The 15,104-nt window shown below is 69.8% G+C and carries 21 protein-coding genes; 6 read left to right on the top strand and 15 right to left on the bottom strand.

Annotation, left to right across the window (positions count from 1 at the left end):
* Positions 1–157: 157 nt before the first annotated feature.
* From DEU36_RS11045 to DEU36_RS11010, 8 genes are all read right to left on the bottom strand, one after another.
* Positions 158–724, bottom strand: a complete 567-nt coding sequence (locus tag DEU36_RS11045) for a hypothetical protein (RefSeq protein ID WP_147374395.1) — start codon at positions 722–724, stop codon at positions 158–160.
* 163 nt (positions 725–887) lie between these two features.
* Positions 888–1,175: a WXG100 family type VII secretion target gene (locus DEU36_RS11040; protein WP_112617469.1), complete on the bottom strand. Its 288-nt coding sequence runs from the start codon at positions 1,173–1,175 to the stop codon at positions 888–890.
* A 177-nt stretch (positions 1,176–1,352) separates the two neighbouring features.
* On the bottom strand, positions 1,353–2,117 hold the full coding sequence (locus tag DEU36_RS11035; RefSeq protein WP_147374394.1) for a hypothetical protein: 765 nt from the start codon (positions 2,115–2,117) through the stop codon (positions 1,353–1,355).
* Positions 2,114–2,743, bottom strand: a complete 630-nt coding sequence (locus DEU36_RS11030) for a hypothetical protein (protein WP_147374393.1) — start codon at positions 2,741–2,743, stop codon at positions 2,114–2,116. The genes DEU36_RS11035 and DEU36_RS11030 overlap by 4 nt, the downstream gene beginning before the upstream one ends.
* A complete protein-coding gene (locus tag DEU36_RS11025; RefSeq protein ID WP_120264180.1) occupies positions 2,740–3,357 on the bottom strand; it encodes a hypothetical protein in 618 nt (205 codons plus the stop codon). The genes DEU36_RS11030 and DEU36_RS11025 overlap by 4 nt, the downstream gene beginning before the upstream one ends.
* A 43-nt stretch (positions 3,358–3,400) precedes the next feature.
* Entirely contained in the window at positions 3,401–4,645 is a 1,245-nt protein-coding gene (locus tag DEU36_RS11020) for a hypothetical protein (protein WP_120264179.1), read from the bottom strand.
* A gap of 9 nt (positions 4,646–4,654) precedes the next feature.
* On the bottom strand, positions 4,655–4,963 hold the full coding sequence (locus tag DEU36_RS11015; protein ID WP_120264178.1) for a flagellar protein FlgN: 309 nt from the start codon (positions 4,961–4,963) through the stop codon (positions 4,655–4,657).
* A 7-nt stretch (positions 4,964–4,970) separates the two neighbouring features.
* On the bottom strand, positions 4,971–5,258 hold the full coding sequence (locus tag DEU36_RS11010) for a WXG100 family type VII secretion target (protein WP_112617469.1): 288 nt from the start codon (positions 5,256–5,258) through the stop codon (positions 4,971–4,973).
* Between the two features lie 214 nt (positions 5,259–5,472).
* Here DEU36_RS11010 and DEU36_RS11005 point away from each other — a divergent pair, with 214 nt between their 5' ends.
* From DEU36_RS11005 to DEU36_RS10985, 5 genes are all read left to right on the top strand, one after another.
* Positions 5,473–6,978 carry an HNH endonuclease signature motif containing protein gene (locus DEU36_RS11005; protein ID WP_120264177.1) on the top strand — a complete coding sequence of 502 codons (1,506 nt, stop codon included), beginning with the start codon at positions 5,473–5,475 and terminating at the stop codon, positions 6,976–6,978.
* 462 nt (positions 6,979–7,440) lie between these two features.
* The gene (locus DEU36_RS11000; protein ID WP_120264176.1) at positions 7,441–8,274 is read left to right on the top strand and encodes a hypothetical protein; all 834 of its coding nucleotides are present in this window, start codon (positions 7,441–7,443) and stop codon (positions 8,272–8,274) included.
* A complete protein-coding gene (locus DEU36_RS10995) occupies positions 8,264–8,680 on the top strand; it encodes a phage holin family protein (RefSeq protein ID WP_120264175.1) in 417 nt (138 codons plus the stop codon). Before DEU36_RS11000 ends, DEU36_RS10995 begins: the two co-directional genes overlap by 11 nt.
* The gene (locus tag DEU36_RS10990) at positions 8,677–9,252 is read left to right on the top strand and encodes a DUF3618 domain-containing protein (protein ID WP_120264174.1); all 576 of its coding nucleotides are present in this window, start codon (positions 8,677–8,679) and stop codon (positions 9,250–9,252) included. The genes DEU36_RS10995 and DEU36_RS10990 overlap by 4 nt, the downstream gene beginning before the upstream one ends.
* A 138-nt stretch (positions 9,253–9,390) precedes the next feature.
* Positions 9,391–10,434 (top strand): YihY/virulence factor BrkB family protein, encoded by a 1,044-nt coding sequence (locus tag DEU36_RS10985; protein WP_120264173.1) that lies wholly within the window; start codon positions 9,391–9,393, stop codon positions 10,432–10,434.
* 34 nt (positions 10,435–10,468) lie between these two features.
* Here the strand turns inward: DEU36_RS10985 and DEU36_RS10980 are convergent, their stop codons facing one another.
* From DEU36_RS10980 to DEU36_RS16135, 3 genes are read right to left on the bottom strand one after another with little or no spacing between them, the layout of a single operon-like run.
* Positions 10,469–10,954, bottom strand: a complete 486-nt coding sequence (locus DEU36_RS10980; RefSeq protein ID WP_259455318.1) for a glutaminase — start codon at positions 10,952–10,954, stop codon at positions 10,469–10,471.
* A gap of 9 nt (positions 10,955–10,963) precedes the next feature.
* Positions 10,964–11,848, bottom strand: coding sequence for a transposase (locus tag DEU36_RS10975; protein WP_120264171.1), 885 nt, complete (start codon positions 11,846–11,848; stop codon positions 10,964–10,966).
* A 10-nt stretch (positions 11,849–11,858) separates the two neighbouring features.
* Entirely contained in the window at positions 11,859–11,999 is a 141-nt protein-coding gene (locus DEU36_RS16135; protein WP_183045352.1) for a hypothetical protein, read from the bottom strand.
* Between the two features lie 89 nt (positions 12,000–12,088).
* Between DEU36_RS16135 and DEU36_RS10970 the strand changes: the two genes are divergently transcribed.
* Positions 12,089–12,433 carry a hypothetical protein gene (locus DEU36_RS10970; RefSeq protein ID WP_120264507.1) on the top strand — a complete coding sequence of 115 codons (345 nt, stop codon included), beginning with the start codon at positions 12,089–12,091 and terminating at the stop codon, positions 12,431–12,433.
* A gap of 31 nt (positions 12,434–12,464) precedes the next feature.
* On the opposite strand, the gene DEU36_RS10965 is transcribed toward DEU36_RS10970, so the two are convergent.
* The 4 genes from DEU36_RS10965 to nhaA form a co-directional block, all read right to left on the bottom strand.
* Positions 12,465–12,782, bottom strand: coding sequence for an ATP-dependent DNA ligase (locus DEU36_RS10965; RefSeq protein ID WP_120264170.1), 318 nt, complete (start codon positions 12,780–12,782; stop codon positions 12,465–12,467).
* 61 nt (positions 12,783–12,843) lie between these two features.
* A complete protein-coding gene (locus DEU36_RS10960; protein ID WP_147374392.1) occupies positions 12,844–13,095 on the bottom strand; it encodes a hypothetical protein in 252 nt (83 codons plus the stop codon).
* Between the two features lie 74 nt (positions 13,096–13,169).
* Positions 13,170–13,712 carry a MarR family winged helix-turn-helix transcriptional regulator gene (locus DEU36_RS10955; RefSeq protein WP_259455317.1) on the bottom strand — a complete coding sequence of 181 codons (543 nt, stop codon included), beginning with the start codon at positions 13,710–13,712 and terminating at the stop codon, positions 13,170–13,172.
* A gap of 113 nt (positions 13,713–13,825) precedes the next feature.
* Entirely contained in the window at positions 13,826–15,094 is a 1,269-nt protein-coding gene (gene nhaA / locus DEU36_RS10950; protein WP_120264168.1) for a Na+/H+ antiporter NhaA, read from the bottom strand.
* Positions 15,095–15,104 lie beyond the last annotated feature (10 nt).

Here is a 15,104-nt window from a genome sequence, read left to right as displayed (position 1 = left end):
GTGTTCTCCCCTGTTCGTGAGGCTCACACTACTCAGCCGGAATCACACGACCCGGTGCCCTTGACAAGTGCGCTCATCCGGTCGACTCGCCCACAAGATGCGGGTGCACGGGGCTTCGGATCCGCAGACCCTGGCGAGTGGAACGTCCCGCTGGGGGTCAGCGCTCGCCGCGGTCGGTGCCGAAGAACAAGGGGTCGGAGGGAGATTCCCGGTCGGGGAGATACCCCTCAGACAGGGGGCCCGTGCCGAACAGCATCCGGCTGAGCTCGAACTTGTCGCCGGGCTTGCATGGCGACGTGGCGGTGACCACGACGTTCCCGTTGTCGACCAGCGTGACCGTCAGCAGAGAGTAGACGCCCTGCTCGCGGACGATCACGTCCGTGGACGCGACCTCGCCCGACTCGAGATCCATGCCGTCGACCTCGAAGCCTTCGGACACCAGGTGCTGCGCGACGGCCTCGCGCTTGCCGGCAACCCCTGCCGGGTCGATCGTGGTCGTGCGCGTCAGGTCGAACTTCCAGCCGTCGCCGCACCCGACACCGGATGGCGTCATCCCGTACGTCCGCACCTCCCACGGCCCGTCATTGATGACGGCCAGCACGCCGTTGGTCGTCTCGCGGAAATCGAAGTAGAGGCTCTCCGCCTCCTGGTACAGCTCGTCGCCCGTCGGTTGCGCCACCGTTGCTCCACATCCCGTCAGGACGATGGCCGCCGCGGCAACCATCGTCGCTCCGAACAGTCTTTTCCGCCAGATCACCGCAGCACCTCGCCATTGGCCACGATGCTCGCAATGTGTCGGCTGTGCTCGGATCCTCCCCTATCGCCGATCACTCAGCGGTGCGGATCCGGGCACGTCCGCACCCGCACCGCTGAAGGTCGAACCGGGGTCAGCTGCCGGCCAGCTGCTGGTCGAGGTCCTGGATCGCGCGCATCATGCCCAGCAGCGACTCGGACATGTCGTTGATGCCATCGACCGCGTTCTTCAGACCCGTCGTCAGCTCCGAGTAGCCCTCACCGAACTTGCCCGACGCGTGCTGCGTCTTGAAGTCGTCACCCAGCAGCGTGTCCACCTGCGACTTCAGGGTGTCCAGCTGACCCTGAATGTCATCACGAGCCTGCGCCAGCGAACTCGCAACCTGCTCCATCTCGCCATAAGACGCACCGAAATCAGCCATGACGGCCCTCCTGAAAGTAGATGTCCCGACCCCCCTCCGGAGCCGACACCCAAAACCTACCGGGAGTGATCACGCCAGGTCGATGGGGAGAACTCCCCACCCGGTTGAACCGACCGGACATCGGAGCACCGACTCGCAGACACCGTTCGGGTCTCGCGCAGGATGCCGCGCTGGCGATCAGGCTTCGCGCGGGGCGAAGCGCGCGCCGAGCATACCGGGCGGTGTCTGCCGGGCCTCGGCGGCCACGGACTCCGGGATGCGGCCGGCGGTCTCGAGCTCATCGATGGCGTCGCCGATGTCGGCCAGGATGCGGGCGCGGGTGTCGTCGTCGAGCGCCGACACCGCGGCTGCCAGCTGATCCACCGTTCGCTTCCAGCGCTCCGATCCGTCGGTCGGCTTCCGCCGGAAGACCGCGAAGTACAGCGCACCCACGACGAGATCGAGCATGATGAACCCCAACCCCCAGGCACCTGTCGCCTGGCTCTGGAGCACGGCAAGTATCGACACGACCGACGCGGCACCGGCAGCCAGCACATGAACCCATCCGATCGCGTGCGCGGACCCGGCGTCGACACGACCGGCATCACGACCGCTTGTCACGAGGCCGGCGCCGGCGACGACTGCGCCGGCCGCGAAGGCGATCCCCGCGGCGCCGACAGCCGCTGCATCCGCTCGTCCGAACACCCAGCCGAGCAACATCGCGGCGCCGACGACGGGTGCGCCGAGCCCGACGAGGTTCCAGACCAGCAGAAGCACCGTCACCACCGGGTTCCGCCCGGACTGGGCGGCGAGCTCGCGAAAGACCGTCGTCGGCGCGAACAGAGCGATGACCCGTCGCACCGCGGGCGCTTCCTGCCACGCACGCGCCTCGAGACGCCACCAGTCGATCGGCTCCCACGTGCGCCGCGTGGCCGCGTACCGCGCCGCCGGACCCGTCGTCACGATGCCCACTCCGGCCAGCTTCGCCCCTCGAGATCGGGGGGCGAAGCGAGTCTTTCCGGCTCGAACGCCGCAGACCGTGCGCCGTCGACACCCTCGATGCGCACAGTCGAGAGGAACACCTCGGTCAACGCGGCCGTCGCCGTCACCGCGGGAGCCGTGACCGGGGTGATGTCGACACGAATCCCGCGACCGGGCGGCACGAAGAGCCAGCGCACCGCCCCGAGTGCGGGGTCCGCGCTCACCAGAACGGTCGACGATGCTCCCCGCCCGATGGGAAGCTCGGGGGTCACGCGAACCTGGGGAGGCAGAAGCGCGGCGGGACGGACGAAGGCCTCGACCTCCTGCGGTGTCGGCTCGAGGTCGCTGACGGCAACGCGCACCGCGGTCCAGACCCGCCACGACGGTACGTACAGCAGCACGCCGGCCGCCCCCTCGCCCGAGATCTTCGCCTGTGCGCGCGCCGCGAACTCGACGGCGAGATCTGATCGCACGGCGTCGGCGCCGTGTCTGCTCGCGGTGTCGGCAACGGCCCCGCGAGCCCAGTCCCAGCGTGCGGCGTCATCCATCTCGTCGCTGGGCAACGCGACGACGAATTCCGGATCGTCGACGTGGCGGATGGCGATCATGAGCGAACCCACGCGAACGTGGCGACCGATGCGTCGATCATGTCGACCCAGTCTGCGATGCGTGCATCGGTCTCCGAGTCGCGTTCGACCGGCTGCACGATCGTGGCCGTCAGTTGAAGCGCACTCGATCTTCCGGTGCCCGGGATCGGCGTGATGTAGACGAGCGTCCGCGTATCGGCCTCATCGCCATCGATCCGTGCCCGCTTGCGGTGCTCCCACCGAAGAAAATGGCGGCTCCCGCCGAGAGGTCGCGCGCCGTGGTGCTCGATCGCCTCGGCCACGCGCGCATCGAGCGGAGCCGATGGTGAAGAGCGCTGCAACGAGCCGAGGATCGTGACAGGTGCCAGCAGACCGGTGGGAGTGTCGGATCCCGGCATGATCATGAACCGCGCCCCCTGCGCGCGGGCCGAGGAGAACGCCTCGGTGACGAGGGGGCCCAACCGAGCGAACAGAACGGGCTGGTGGGCGGCCATGAGTCGCTCGCGCGCGCGGGCGACGAGCTGCTGCTCGACCTCCGGCGCCATTTCATGCAACTCCCACCCCGGCGGCCCCATCATGCGGAACGCGGGGATAGACGCCACGCGGCCGAGCATCTCGTCGCGCAACGACATCATGAGATCACCCTGCCACAGCCGAGCGGCATCGTTCCGGCTGGACTCACCACCGAAGATCCGCGAGGTTCAGGAACGAGCCGGCGCCGACGTCGATGATGTTCTCGCCGTAGCTGAAGATGTTGGCGACGCTGCCGACGAAGGTCCCCGCCGCATCCGTCGCGTAGGCGGCCTGCTGCGGCATCGTGCCGAGCTCGCCGACGACCCGCCACATATCGTTGTCGAAACCGGTCACGAGGTCCGACATGAACTCGAAGCTGTTGCCGCCGAGCGACAGGAAGCCCGCACCGCTGCCCCCCAGTCCGCGCATGTTCGACACGAAGTCGGGGAGACCGCTGCTCAGACTCAGACTCCACCGCGCGGCGTCGTCGGCGACCGACAGGCCGCCACGTGACAGCCCCGTCCACGCGCGCATGCCCGACCCGATGCCACCGGATGCGAACTCGCCCAGGGCACCGAACGGGAAGACACCGAGGATCGCGAGGCCGACCTCGACCGGACCGGCGTCGCCACGGGTCGCCTGGTAGATGGTCAGCACGAGCGAGAGCACCCCGACAGCGAGGGCGAGCATGGCGACGATCGGTCCGCCCACGACGAGCGCCAGCACCGCGAGGACCATGCCTGCGATCGCGAGAACGTCGAGGACAAACGACACGAGACCGTCGAGGTTGTCCCAGAACGAGTCCTGCACGCCATCTTGCGTGGCACTGCGGATTCCCGACACGGCGGTCTCGAAGGCCGATTCCCACGCGTCGTAGTCGGAATCGAACGCCTCGCCCGCCGCCTCCCAGAGGTCGTATGCGGCGTTGCGGGCCGCAAGCGCGTCGGCGGCGTCTTCGTCGGCCCGCTGCTGCGCGGCGTCCGACTCGCCCGGGTCGAGGGAAGGCGTGGAGTTCGTCTGATTCACCCGCGCGTTCTCCGCCTCGACGGCTTGCTCGCGCCGCAATTGCAGGGTGGCCCACGCCTGGTCCGCCGCGGGCACGCTCGACTGCATCCGCCCCTGGACATCGCCCAGCGCTGTACCGTATTCGCGGATGTAGGGGCCCACCGCCACATACAGGTCGGCAGCACGTCCCAACTCGCGATAGACCTCTTCGCCGGCCTCGCGCAGCTTGTCGATCGCCGAGCCCTCCATGTCGGCACCGTCGGCCACGAGGCGATCGAGCAGCGCCGCCGCGTCCGCCATCGCGTTGCCCAGGTTCACGACCTGAGTGCCGCGGGAGCTGATCAACCCGGCGTTGCCGACGACGACCTCGACCGGTCGACCGCGTGGTGACTCATGCGTAGCCATCTGTCTGCCCTACCCGGTTTCCTGCATCTGCGCGGCCAACTGAGCGGCCGACTCGAGGTCGAAGTCCCCGAACCCTTCGAGGACCGTCTTCGCACGGTTGATCACCGACTCCAGCCCTTCGTTGAGCTTGCCGCGGCGATCGTCCCACTGGCTCTCGAACGTGTTCGCTTCGTCGCGGAGCTCTCCACGATCGTACGGACGACCGATATCGTCGGCGAGATCGCTCGCCCGCGCCGAAGCGTTGTCGAACTCCGTCTGAGTCGCCAGCAGGTTGGTGTAGAGCGCTCCGATCTCGTCGTACGACAGCCGAACGGACATCGTCGGGTCAGCTGCCGGCGAGCTGCTGGTCGAGGTCCTGGATCGCGCGCATCATGCCCAGCAGCGACTCGGACATGTCGTTGATGCCATCGACCGCGTTCTTCAGACCCGTCGTCAGCTCCGAGTAACCCTCACCGAACTTGCCCGACGCGTGCTGCGTCTTGAAGTCGTCACCCAGCAGCGTGTCCACCTGCGACTTCAGGGTGTCCAGCTGACCCTGAATGTCATCACGAGCCTGCGCCAGCGAACTCGCAACCTGCTCCATCTCGCCATAAGACGCACCGAAATCAGCCATGACGGCCCTCCTGAAAGTAGATGTCCCGACCCCCCTCCGGAGCCGACACCCAAAACCTATCGGCACCGATCACGCCAGGTCGATGGGGAGAACTCCCCACCCTGTCGCACCCGTCAGACCGGCGACCCGACTCTCACACGCCGTCCGGGTCTTTGGATCGGGCGCGGTGGATGGTCGGGGGCGCAATGTCGGAGGCCTGTGGCAACATTAGAACATGTATTCGAATGGCGGGCTCGGTCGGCGGGCGAGCAGCGGGATGGGCAGCGACGGCGATGTCGATGCGCTCGCGATGCTCGTCGCGGATGCCGAGGGCGCGGCGGATGATGCGCGGCTGGCGCAGATTCGTGAGGTTCGGGTGCTCGCCGCCGCCGGTGTGCTGGCCGAGCGGCAGGCTTTCGGCGCGTCGGAGCGAGTGAAGGCGCGGGAGATGGCGTTGCGAGGAATCGCCGCCGAGCTGGCCGGGGTGTTCGTTGCGACCGACCGCACCCTGCAACGCCGGATCGACGAGGCCCGCGACTTGGTGGACAACTACCCGCTGACGATGGCCGCGTGGGAGGCGGGCCGCATCGTCCGCGGGCATGTCCGGGTGATCCAGGAGGTGGGTTGCATCGTCCCGGCGGCAGATCGCGCGGAGTTCGAACGCGTCGCGATCGAGAAGTGCGAGGGCGAGACACCGAATCGGGTGCGGGATGCACTGCGGATGCTGGCGGAGCGCCTGCACCCGCGGAGCTTCACCGAACGGCACGAGGAAGCCGTCGCGGGGCGGTGCGTGCGAGTCCAGCCGGGGCCGGACGGGATGTCGGACCTGATCGCGACCCTGCCGACCGTCATCGCGGACGGGATCGTGGATCGGCTCACTCGGCAGGCGCGAGAGATCATCACCGCTCGGTCGGATCACGACGCTCCCAGCATCCCGGCCAATCGAGCCGGCGCAAATGACGCCGCTTGCAACACCCCCTCCCCAGCTACCCCCGCCGCGCGAGCCGACGCAAACGGCGCTGCTCCCGACATCCCCGCCGCCCGAGCCGACGCAAACGGCACCGAAACCGATGCTGACACAGCCATCCGCGTCGGGTCGTCGTTCGTCGACGACGCCCGCACCATCGACCAGGTCCGCGCAGACGTCTTCAGCGACCTCCTCCTCGCCGGGACACCCTCCCTCGACCCCACCAACGCAGGAGACGGCGACGGGACCCTCGGCGCGATCCGCGCACACGTCCAGGTCGCCGTCTCCGCCCTCACCCTGATGGGCCACGACGAAGGGCCAGCCGATCTCGCGGGACGCTCCCCCATCGACGCGGCCACCGCACGCGAACTCGCCGGCAACACCCCCTCCTGGGACCGACTACTCACCCACCCCGTCACCGGAACCGTGCTCGAATGCGACACCTACCGGCCCACGAACGCGATGATCCGCCTCCTGCGGGCCCGGGACCGGCACTGCCGGTTCCCCGGATGCCGACAACCCGCCATCCGCTGCGAACTCGACCACACCATCGCCGCCTCCCACGGCGGGCCGACGCACGTGCGCAACCTCGCGAACCTCTGCAAACGACACCACGACGTCAAACACCACACCCGATGGCACGTACGACAACTCACCGGCGGGAGACTCGTCTGGACCTCACCCACCGGACGGGTCTACCGCGAAGACGCACCCCCACCACTCGTCACCTTCACGACCACAGACCCACCCGACCCGGGTCCGCCACCGTTCTGATCCAGGGTCGCGGGGCGGAATGAGCGTGGGACGCGACGGCGTGCGGCGCAGCCCTCGATGCCGCCCGAGCCTCGGAGCGCGCTCCCGCCTGCCAGAGAGCGCTCCCGCCTGCTAGAGAGCGCTCCCGCGTGCCGGAGCGCACTCCCGCGTGCCGGAGCCCACTGTCGGGTGCCAGGGCGCGCTGCCGGATGCCAGAGCACGCTGCCGGATGCCAGAGCGCACTGCCGGGCGCCGGAGCGCACTGCCGAGGGCGTCGGGGCCCGGCCGGTGTCCGAACTCGCATCCGTTCGCGCTGAGTTCAGGCTGAGTTCGCGCCGAGACAGTGCCGAGACAGCGCCGAGCCGGCGCAGCGGACCCAGTCATCCACAGCACGTCGCCGACGTCAAGCCCCGGGGCAAGACGCGGGACTCAGGCGTTACATCGGCACCCCACGAACGCAAAGCGGTACCGAGAGGAGAACCGATGTCGCAGAACTACGGTGAGCCGGCGTCCGGCTCACAGGCAGGATCAGGGTCGGGAACGGCGGAGACGGCGAAGCACGAGGCCGGCGAGGTCGCCGGCACCGCGAAAGCCGAGGCCGGCCACGTCGTCGAGACGGCGAAGCACGAGGTGGCGGGTGTCGCGTCCGAGGCGAAGTCGCAAGCGAAGCAGGTCTATGCGCAGACGAAGCAGCAGCTCACCGAGCAGGCCGCGTCGCAGCAGCAGCGCGTCGCCGACGGGTTGCGCTCGATCGGTGACGAGCTGGACTCCCTGGCGCAGAACTCCGAGAACCCCGGCATCGCCACCGACCTGGTGCGTCAGGTGTCGAGCCGCGTGAGCGGCGCATCCGACTGGCTCTCGCAACGCGACCCGGGTTCGCTGGTCAGCGAGGTCAAGAGCTTCGCCCGGCGCAAGCCGGGGGTCTTCATCGCGGGCGCGTTGATCGCCGGGGTCGTCGCCGGTCGCCTCACCCGCGCGCTCACCGAGAGCGCGAGGGAGGAGCATGACTCTGCCCCTGCCTCCGCTCCCAGCTCCGGCACGACTGCCGACGGTGTGCCGTCGGCCCCCTCGGCTCCGTCCCCGGCGCCGGTGAACGCTCCACTCCACGACCCCATCGGCACGCCGGGCTCGGCGCCCACCGGCATCCCCGCCGCGCCGTCGGCGCCGTCGCACGCTCCCGTCGGCGCGCCGCTCGACGAGCCGATCGACGCAAGGGCGGATGCCGCAGAGCCCACCCCGCTCTACGACAGCTCGCTCGGCCGAACAGCCGACGAGCCGTACACCGAGGGCATCGGGGAGACCCGAGATGACCGATAACCCCACGCCTTCCGAGCAGCAGGCGGCGACCACGTCGCTCGGCGATCTGCTGGGCGAGGTGACACGCGACCTGTCGGAGCTGATGCGCCAGGAGATCAACCTGGCCAAGGCCGAGCTGAAGGAGTCGGGAACGCGGGCGGGCAAGGGAGCCGGGATGCTGGGCGGCGCGGGCTACGCAGCGCTCATGGCGATCTTCTTCCTGTCGATCGCGCTCTGGTGGGCCCTCGGGCACCTCGTCGGGCTCGGCTGGTCCGCCGTCATCGTCGCCGTCATCTGGGGCGTCATCGCGGCCGTGCTGTACGCCCTCGGACGCAAGCAGCTCGCGAAGGTCCAGGGCGCCCCGCAGACCGCCGAGACCCTGGGCAAAATCCCCGACGCACTGAAGAGAAATGAGGAGAACCGATGACCGATTCACCGGAAGCGATCCGCGCCGACATCGAGCGCAAGCGTCGCGAGCTGAGCCAAGACACCGACGCCCTCGTCGACAAGGTGACGCCCTCGAAGATCGCCCACCGTCAGACCGACAAGATCAAGGGCGCTTTCGGGTCCCTCCGCGACCGCGTGATGGGCGCGGCAGACGACGCCGGCTCATCGGTCCACGACGCGGGTTCCTCGGTCGCCGGTGGCGTATCCGACGCGGCGCACAGAGTGGGCGCGAAGGCGGAGGGCAACCCCCTCGCCGTCGGCCTGATGGCGTTCGCCGGCGGCCTGCTCGTCGCCTCGCTCATCCCGGCATCCACCAAGGAGAAGGGGATCGCGGCCGACGTGAAGGAACAGGCGCAGCCCCTCGTCGACGAGGCGAAGAGCGTCGCCCAGCAGGTCGGCTCCGACCTGAAGGAGCCGGTGCAGGATGCCGCCGCGGCCGTCAAGGACACCGCGACCGAGGCGGTCTCCCACGTCAAGAGCGATGCGCAGGACGGAGTCGACACCGTCACCGACCGCGCCCAGGAGGCCCGGGGCAACGTCAGCGGCACCTGACATCCGTCGCAGCACGAGCACTGCACGAACCGTGCACCGGGACGGCATCCGCCGCCGGCCCGGTGCACGGTCACGTTTCCCGCGTCGCCGACCGACCCCGCCGCTGACACCCGCGGCGCGCACGATCCCAGGAGAGACATGAGCAACCAGAGAACCGCCGGACTCGACCCCGAGCACCCCGCGAAGCCCGACTCCATCACCGACGTCGAAAAGCCCTCGTGGGAGCACGTGCTGAAACGAACCGTCCGCGAGTTCAGCCGCGATCAGTGCCCCGACCTCGCCGCCGGGCTCACCTACTACGCCGTGCTGTCGGCGTTCCCCGGCCTTCTCGCGGTGTTCTCGCTCCTCGGCGTCATCGGGCAGGGGCAGCAGGCAGCCGACGCCGTGCTCGACATCGTCGGCCAGGTCGCCCCCGGCGGCGCCGCCGACACCTTGCGCGGACCGATCGAGGAGATCGCCACCTCCCCCGGGGCGGGCTTCGCCCTCGTCTCCGGCATCGTCCTCGCGCTGTGGTCGGCCTCCGGCTACGTCGGCGCGTTCAGCCGCGCCATGAACCGGATCTGGGAGATCGACGAGGGGCGCCCCTTCGTCAAGCTGAAGCCCCAGCAACTCGGCGTCACGCTGCTCGCGGTCGCGCTCGTCGTCGTCGCGCTGGTCCTTCTCGTCGTCTCCGGCCCCGTGGCGGAAGCCATCGGCGACGCGATCGGCCTCGGCAGCACCGCCGTGCTCATCTGGCAGATCGCCAAGTGGCCCGTGCTCGCGCTCATCGTCATCCTTCTCGTCGCCGTGCTCTACTACTTCGGCCCCAACGCGAAGCAGCCGCGTTTCCGCTGGATCAGCGCGGGAGCCGTCATCGCGATCGTCGTCCTCGCCCTTGCGACCGCGGGCTTCGGCATCTACGTCGCGAACTTCTCGAACTACGAGCGCACCTACGGGTCGTTCGCCGGCGTGATCGTCTTCCTGTTGTGGCTGTGGATCACGAACCTCGCCCTCTTGTTCGGCGCGGAGTTCGACGCCGAGCTCGAGCGCGGACGCGAACTGCAGGCCGGGATGCCCGCGGAGGAGACCATCCAGCTGCCGCCCCGCGACACCGCCCGCATCGAGAAGACCGCGAAGCAGGAGGCCGAGGAGCGCGCCGAGGCCCGGCGGCTGCGGGCGACGGGCGGCACATCGGACGACTGACGTCGTCACCGCGCTGCTGTCCGGGCCGGTCGCGTCAGGGCAGCAGCGCGATCCGATCGTCGAGGTAGGCGGCAAGCGGCATCCGAGCCCCCGCCGCGAACGCGACCGTCACCACACCGTCATCGGCGCGCGCGAGCGGCCCCGAGGCACCGCCCGCGTCGACGACGTCGAGATCGATCGGCGACCAGTCCAGGTGCACGGGCTCACCCTCGGCGAAGCCGCCGCGGAACGCCGCCGCAGCACGCTCCGACCGGGCACGCTGTGCCTCGGCGGTGTAGCCGCGGATCGCCTCGGCGCGGGCTCGCAGCAGCTCACCTGTCGCGAAGACCTCCTCGTCGGCGATGAGAAGAACGCCGAGATGCCACGCATCCCCGACCGGCAGGATGCGGGTGGCGCGGCCGAAACCGAGAAGACGGCGTCCTTCGCTGCGGACACCGAGCCGCTCGCGGGCGACGCCGGTCAGCCGACGGCGCGCATCGGCGATGAGTTCGGTCGCAGCATCCGCCATCCCATCCGCCATCCCTCGATGCTATTGACCCTCGCCGCCGACCGACCGCACCTTGCGCTCCGCCGCCGCCAGCGTCTGCCGCGCCGATGCCACCGCGTCGTCGAGTTCGTCGACGGCGGCGTCGGCCCGCTCGGCATCCTCCGACACCCGTGCGAGGTCGCGTCGGAGCTCCTCCGCTCGCTCGTGCAGCCTGTCGGCGCGTTCCCGCACGCTCGCCCGGCGCTCCTCCACGCGCGCCAGCGCACGGCCGGCCTCACTCGCCTCGCGCTGCGCCTCGCGCCGTCGCTTCTCGGCTTCACGCCGCGACCGACGTTCGGCGAGATCGTCTCGTGACCCGCCGGGCGCGCCGGCCGAGTCGGGGGCGCCGGGAATCGAGCCGGCAACGCGATCCTGCAGGTTCTCGGGTTCGAGCGAGCCGGGCTCGAGGGTGCGGACGAGCCGCCCCGCTGCCACCACCGCTCCGGCCACGGCATCGACGATGGCCCCATTGACCGTGCGCTGCACCTCGTCGCGGGCCGCCGCCGATAGGGGAACGCCCGCATCCGCCGCCAGGTCCGCCGACCGACGCGCGAGCGCGGCGACCAGCGCACGCCGCTGTCGGCCGAGCCGGGCGAGCTCCGCGGCGTCGAGGTCGTCCTGCGCTTCCCGCAACGCCGAAGACAGCTCGAGCGCCTCGCGGAACGACGCGTCGCGGCTGAGCAGATTGACCGCCCACGCCGCAACCGTCGGCTTACGCAGGCCCCGGATGCTCGCGGCCAGGTCCGCATCCGCATCCGCATCCGCGTCCGCGGCACGCGCATTGCGGGCCGAGACGAAGTCCGCGGGCGGCACCGCCAGCAGCTCGGCGGCGATCGCGTCGAAACCGGCGTCCCCGCCGTCGCCGTTGGGTGCGTCCTTCGCCGTCATCCCGCCATTGTCACCGACCGCGCTTCGGAGCGCGCGGCATCAGTTCGCCGTCGACGACATCGAAGGCCGGGAGATCCGCGAACACATCGTCGTCGAGCGAGCCGGCGGTCTTGGGCTCGAACTCGTCGTCGGGGCGTGAATCGATCGTCATCGACCTCCACTTTTCTCCGCGATCCACGGAGCGTCGAGGCCTTGACAATGAGATTGGGCTTCGTCCCGCAGCGGTTTAATGTGGTGCTCGTGGGCACCATCTATTACGGAGACGGCGCATCGCCGATCCACATCGACGACCGCACGCTGGCGCACCTCAAGGTCGTCATCGCCACCAAGCTGCGGCGCGGAGAGAGCTTCACGCTCTCATGGCGTCACCCCGACGGCGAACCGACGGGACGCAGCACGATCTGGCTGCACCCCTCGATCCCGCTGAGGTTCGCCTTCGACGACCCCGAGCCGACCACTCTCAGCCGCGAATGGGTCGAGGAGATGGCGAACTCCGCGAACTCGTCCGGCGGCATCATGGTGGTCACCGAGCACATCGACGACCCCGACGCGGTAGCGAAGTCAGGCAACGACGCCACCGCCTGACCGACGCGGGTCCGAGCGGGCGCGTGCCCGTTCAGCCGAGTTCGGGCGCGCCGTCCTCGGCCGGCTCGGGGACGATCGTGAGACCGGCCGGACCGCTCGCGACCTGCATCAGCTCTTCGACCCAGTGCCGGTTGATCCGCGGCTGGCGGCTGCCCGAGAAATGGAACTGCAGCGGCACGGACGGGTGGATCCAGTAGCTGCGACGCTCACCTCCGCGGGGCAGATCGATGTCGAACATGAACGGCTCCGAACGGCGCAGCTTGTTCATGATGACGATGCGCAGGTGCGCCAGAGTCCGGTCGTCGATCTCGACGGAGTTCCCCAGCGTGTCGTAGATGAATCGGCCCACGCGATGAGCCTAACGCGCAACAGACGGTCCGATAAACGACGGACCGTACGAGGGCGACCGGCTAACCGTCGATCTGAGCCGAGGCCTCGACGGCCAGCATCTCAGCCGCCCCCTCTTCGACGCCGATCGGGACGACGACCGGTCTTCCGGCGCTGAACGCCTCCCACTCGCGCAGGACGACGCGCTCGACGTCGACGACGGCGAGGGAGGGATGCGCGGCGGACAGGCGCGCCACGACCCCCGAGAACGACGTCACCACCTGACCTTCGATGGCGAAGCGCTCCTCGGTCGGGGTCACCGGGTGGGAACACATGTTCCCATCGTGTCACCCGTCGCACCGCTTGACGAATGTCAATTCGCGGGCTTTCTCCGGAGACTAGCTACTTGTCAGACGGGGTCGCTGCGCGTCGGATCCGGGGCATGCGCGTCGACCTCGTCGACGGCCTGCTGAAGGCGGCCGAGACACTCGATGACGATGCGTGCTTCCTCGGCCGTCATCCCGTCGACAGCCGCGATCATGCGCTCATGCATGCGACCGAGGGTGTCGCGCACCTCGACGTCGGACTTCTCGGTGGCGACCACGTGCACGCTGCGCCGGTCGCTGGGATGCGCCTGACGCGTGACGTGACCGGACTTCTGCAGACGGTCGATCAGCGCCGTCGTCGACGCCGTCGAGATGCCGAGGTACCGGGAGAGCTCGGTCGGCCCGACGAGGCGGCCCTCGCCGTGCGCCTTGATGAGGTAGCGGAGCACGAGCAGCTCGTTCTCACCCATCGACATCGAGTCGCGCGTGCGGCGGCGCATCGCGGCCTCGGCGGCCCGATAGAGCCGGAACGCCTGGAGCACGGCGATGCCGCGCTCGCGCGGGGTCCCGGGGTCTTCCGAGTCCGACGGATACCAGTAATGGGTCGGTGTCGGAACATCGGGCACTTCGGCATCTTAAGACGCAGCGAGGCTGCGCGCACGTGGCGCGCGCGGGGATTGACTCTCCCGCCCATCCGTGCCGCGCCACGATCCGGAACGCGCACCGTGCCGGGAGCGCCTCACTCGTCGCGGTCGAACCCGAGCGCGGGCCCCTCGCCGTCGATGGTGCGGGCTGGCGGAGCGCCCACCGCCGCGGCAGCACGCGCACGTCGCGCGCTCCGGCTGAGGAGCAGTGCCGCGCCGGCAGCCGAGATCAGCGTCCCCAGGAGCACTCCCAGGCGCGCGCCGTCGGTGTGGACGCCGTCGGCGAAGGACAGGCCCGTGATCAGCAGCGACACGGTGAACCCGATCCCGCAGAGCAGCCCGATCGGCAGCAGGTCGCGCACCTGCACCCCCTCCGGCAGCCGCAGAGGCGTCGTGCGGGTGACGATCGCGGTGGTGCCGAGCACGCCGATCGCTTTTCCGACGACGAGGCCGACCACGATGGCCAGCACGACCGGCTGCGCGATGACCCCGAGCGGGTCGCTCGTTCCGACGACACTGACCCCGGCGGCGAAGAACGCGAACACCGGCAGCGCGATACCCGATGAGACGGGACGCACGAGGTCGTCGTACGTATCGGTGCGCGCCACGCTCTCGCCGTGCACCGGCCGCGCGGGAACGGCGAACCCGAGCAGGACGCCGGCGATCGTGGCGTGCACGCCGGACGCATGGAGGAAGCCCCACACCACGAGTCCGAGGGGCAACAGCACCCACCACCGCGCCCACCGCTGCCGGACGACGACCGCGAACACGGCCGCTGCCGCGAGCGCCACCACGAGCGCCACGATGTGGATCGTCGCGGTGTAGAAGATCGCGATGATCAGGATCGCGAGCAGGTCGTCGACGACGGCGAGCGTGAGCAGGAACGTGCGCAGCCCCGGCGGGAGGCCACGACCGAAGATCGCCAGGACGGCCAGCGCGAAGGCGATGTCGGTCGCGGTCGGGATCGCCCAGCCGCGCAGGGCCTCGGTGTCGCCCGTCGCGACGATCACGACGGTGAAGAGGACCGCGGGCAGCAGCATCCCGCCGACCGCTGCGAGCACCGGAACGGCGGCCTCGCGCGGCCGGCGGAGGCTGCCTGCGACGAACTCGTGCTTGAGCTCGACGCCCACGACGAAGAAGAACAGCGCGAGCAGTCCGTCCGCGGCCCACGTCGACAGCGAGAGGTCCAGGTGCAGGGCAGCGGGCCCGATCGTGAACTCGGACAATGCCGTGTAGGAGCCGGCCAGGGGCGAGTTCGCCCAGATCAGCGCGAGGGCCGCAGCCGCGAGGAGCAGCGCCCCGCCCGTCGTCTCACGCGACAGCCAGCGGCGCAACCGGGCCCGGCGGGGAAGAGCGTCGTACATGCGAGGAGCC

Origin of the sequence: Microbacterium sp. AG238, from assembly GCF_003610405.1 — a bacterium.
Classification (GTDB): Bacteria; Actinomycetota; Actinomycetes; order Actinomycetales; family Microbacteriaceae; genus Microbacterium.
The sequence above is the reverse complement of the archived record's forward strand: the minus strand, read 5'-3'. Positions and strand labels throughout refer to the sequence as shown.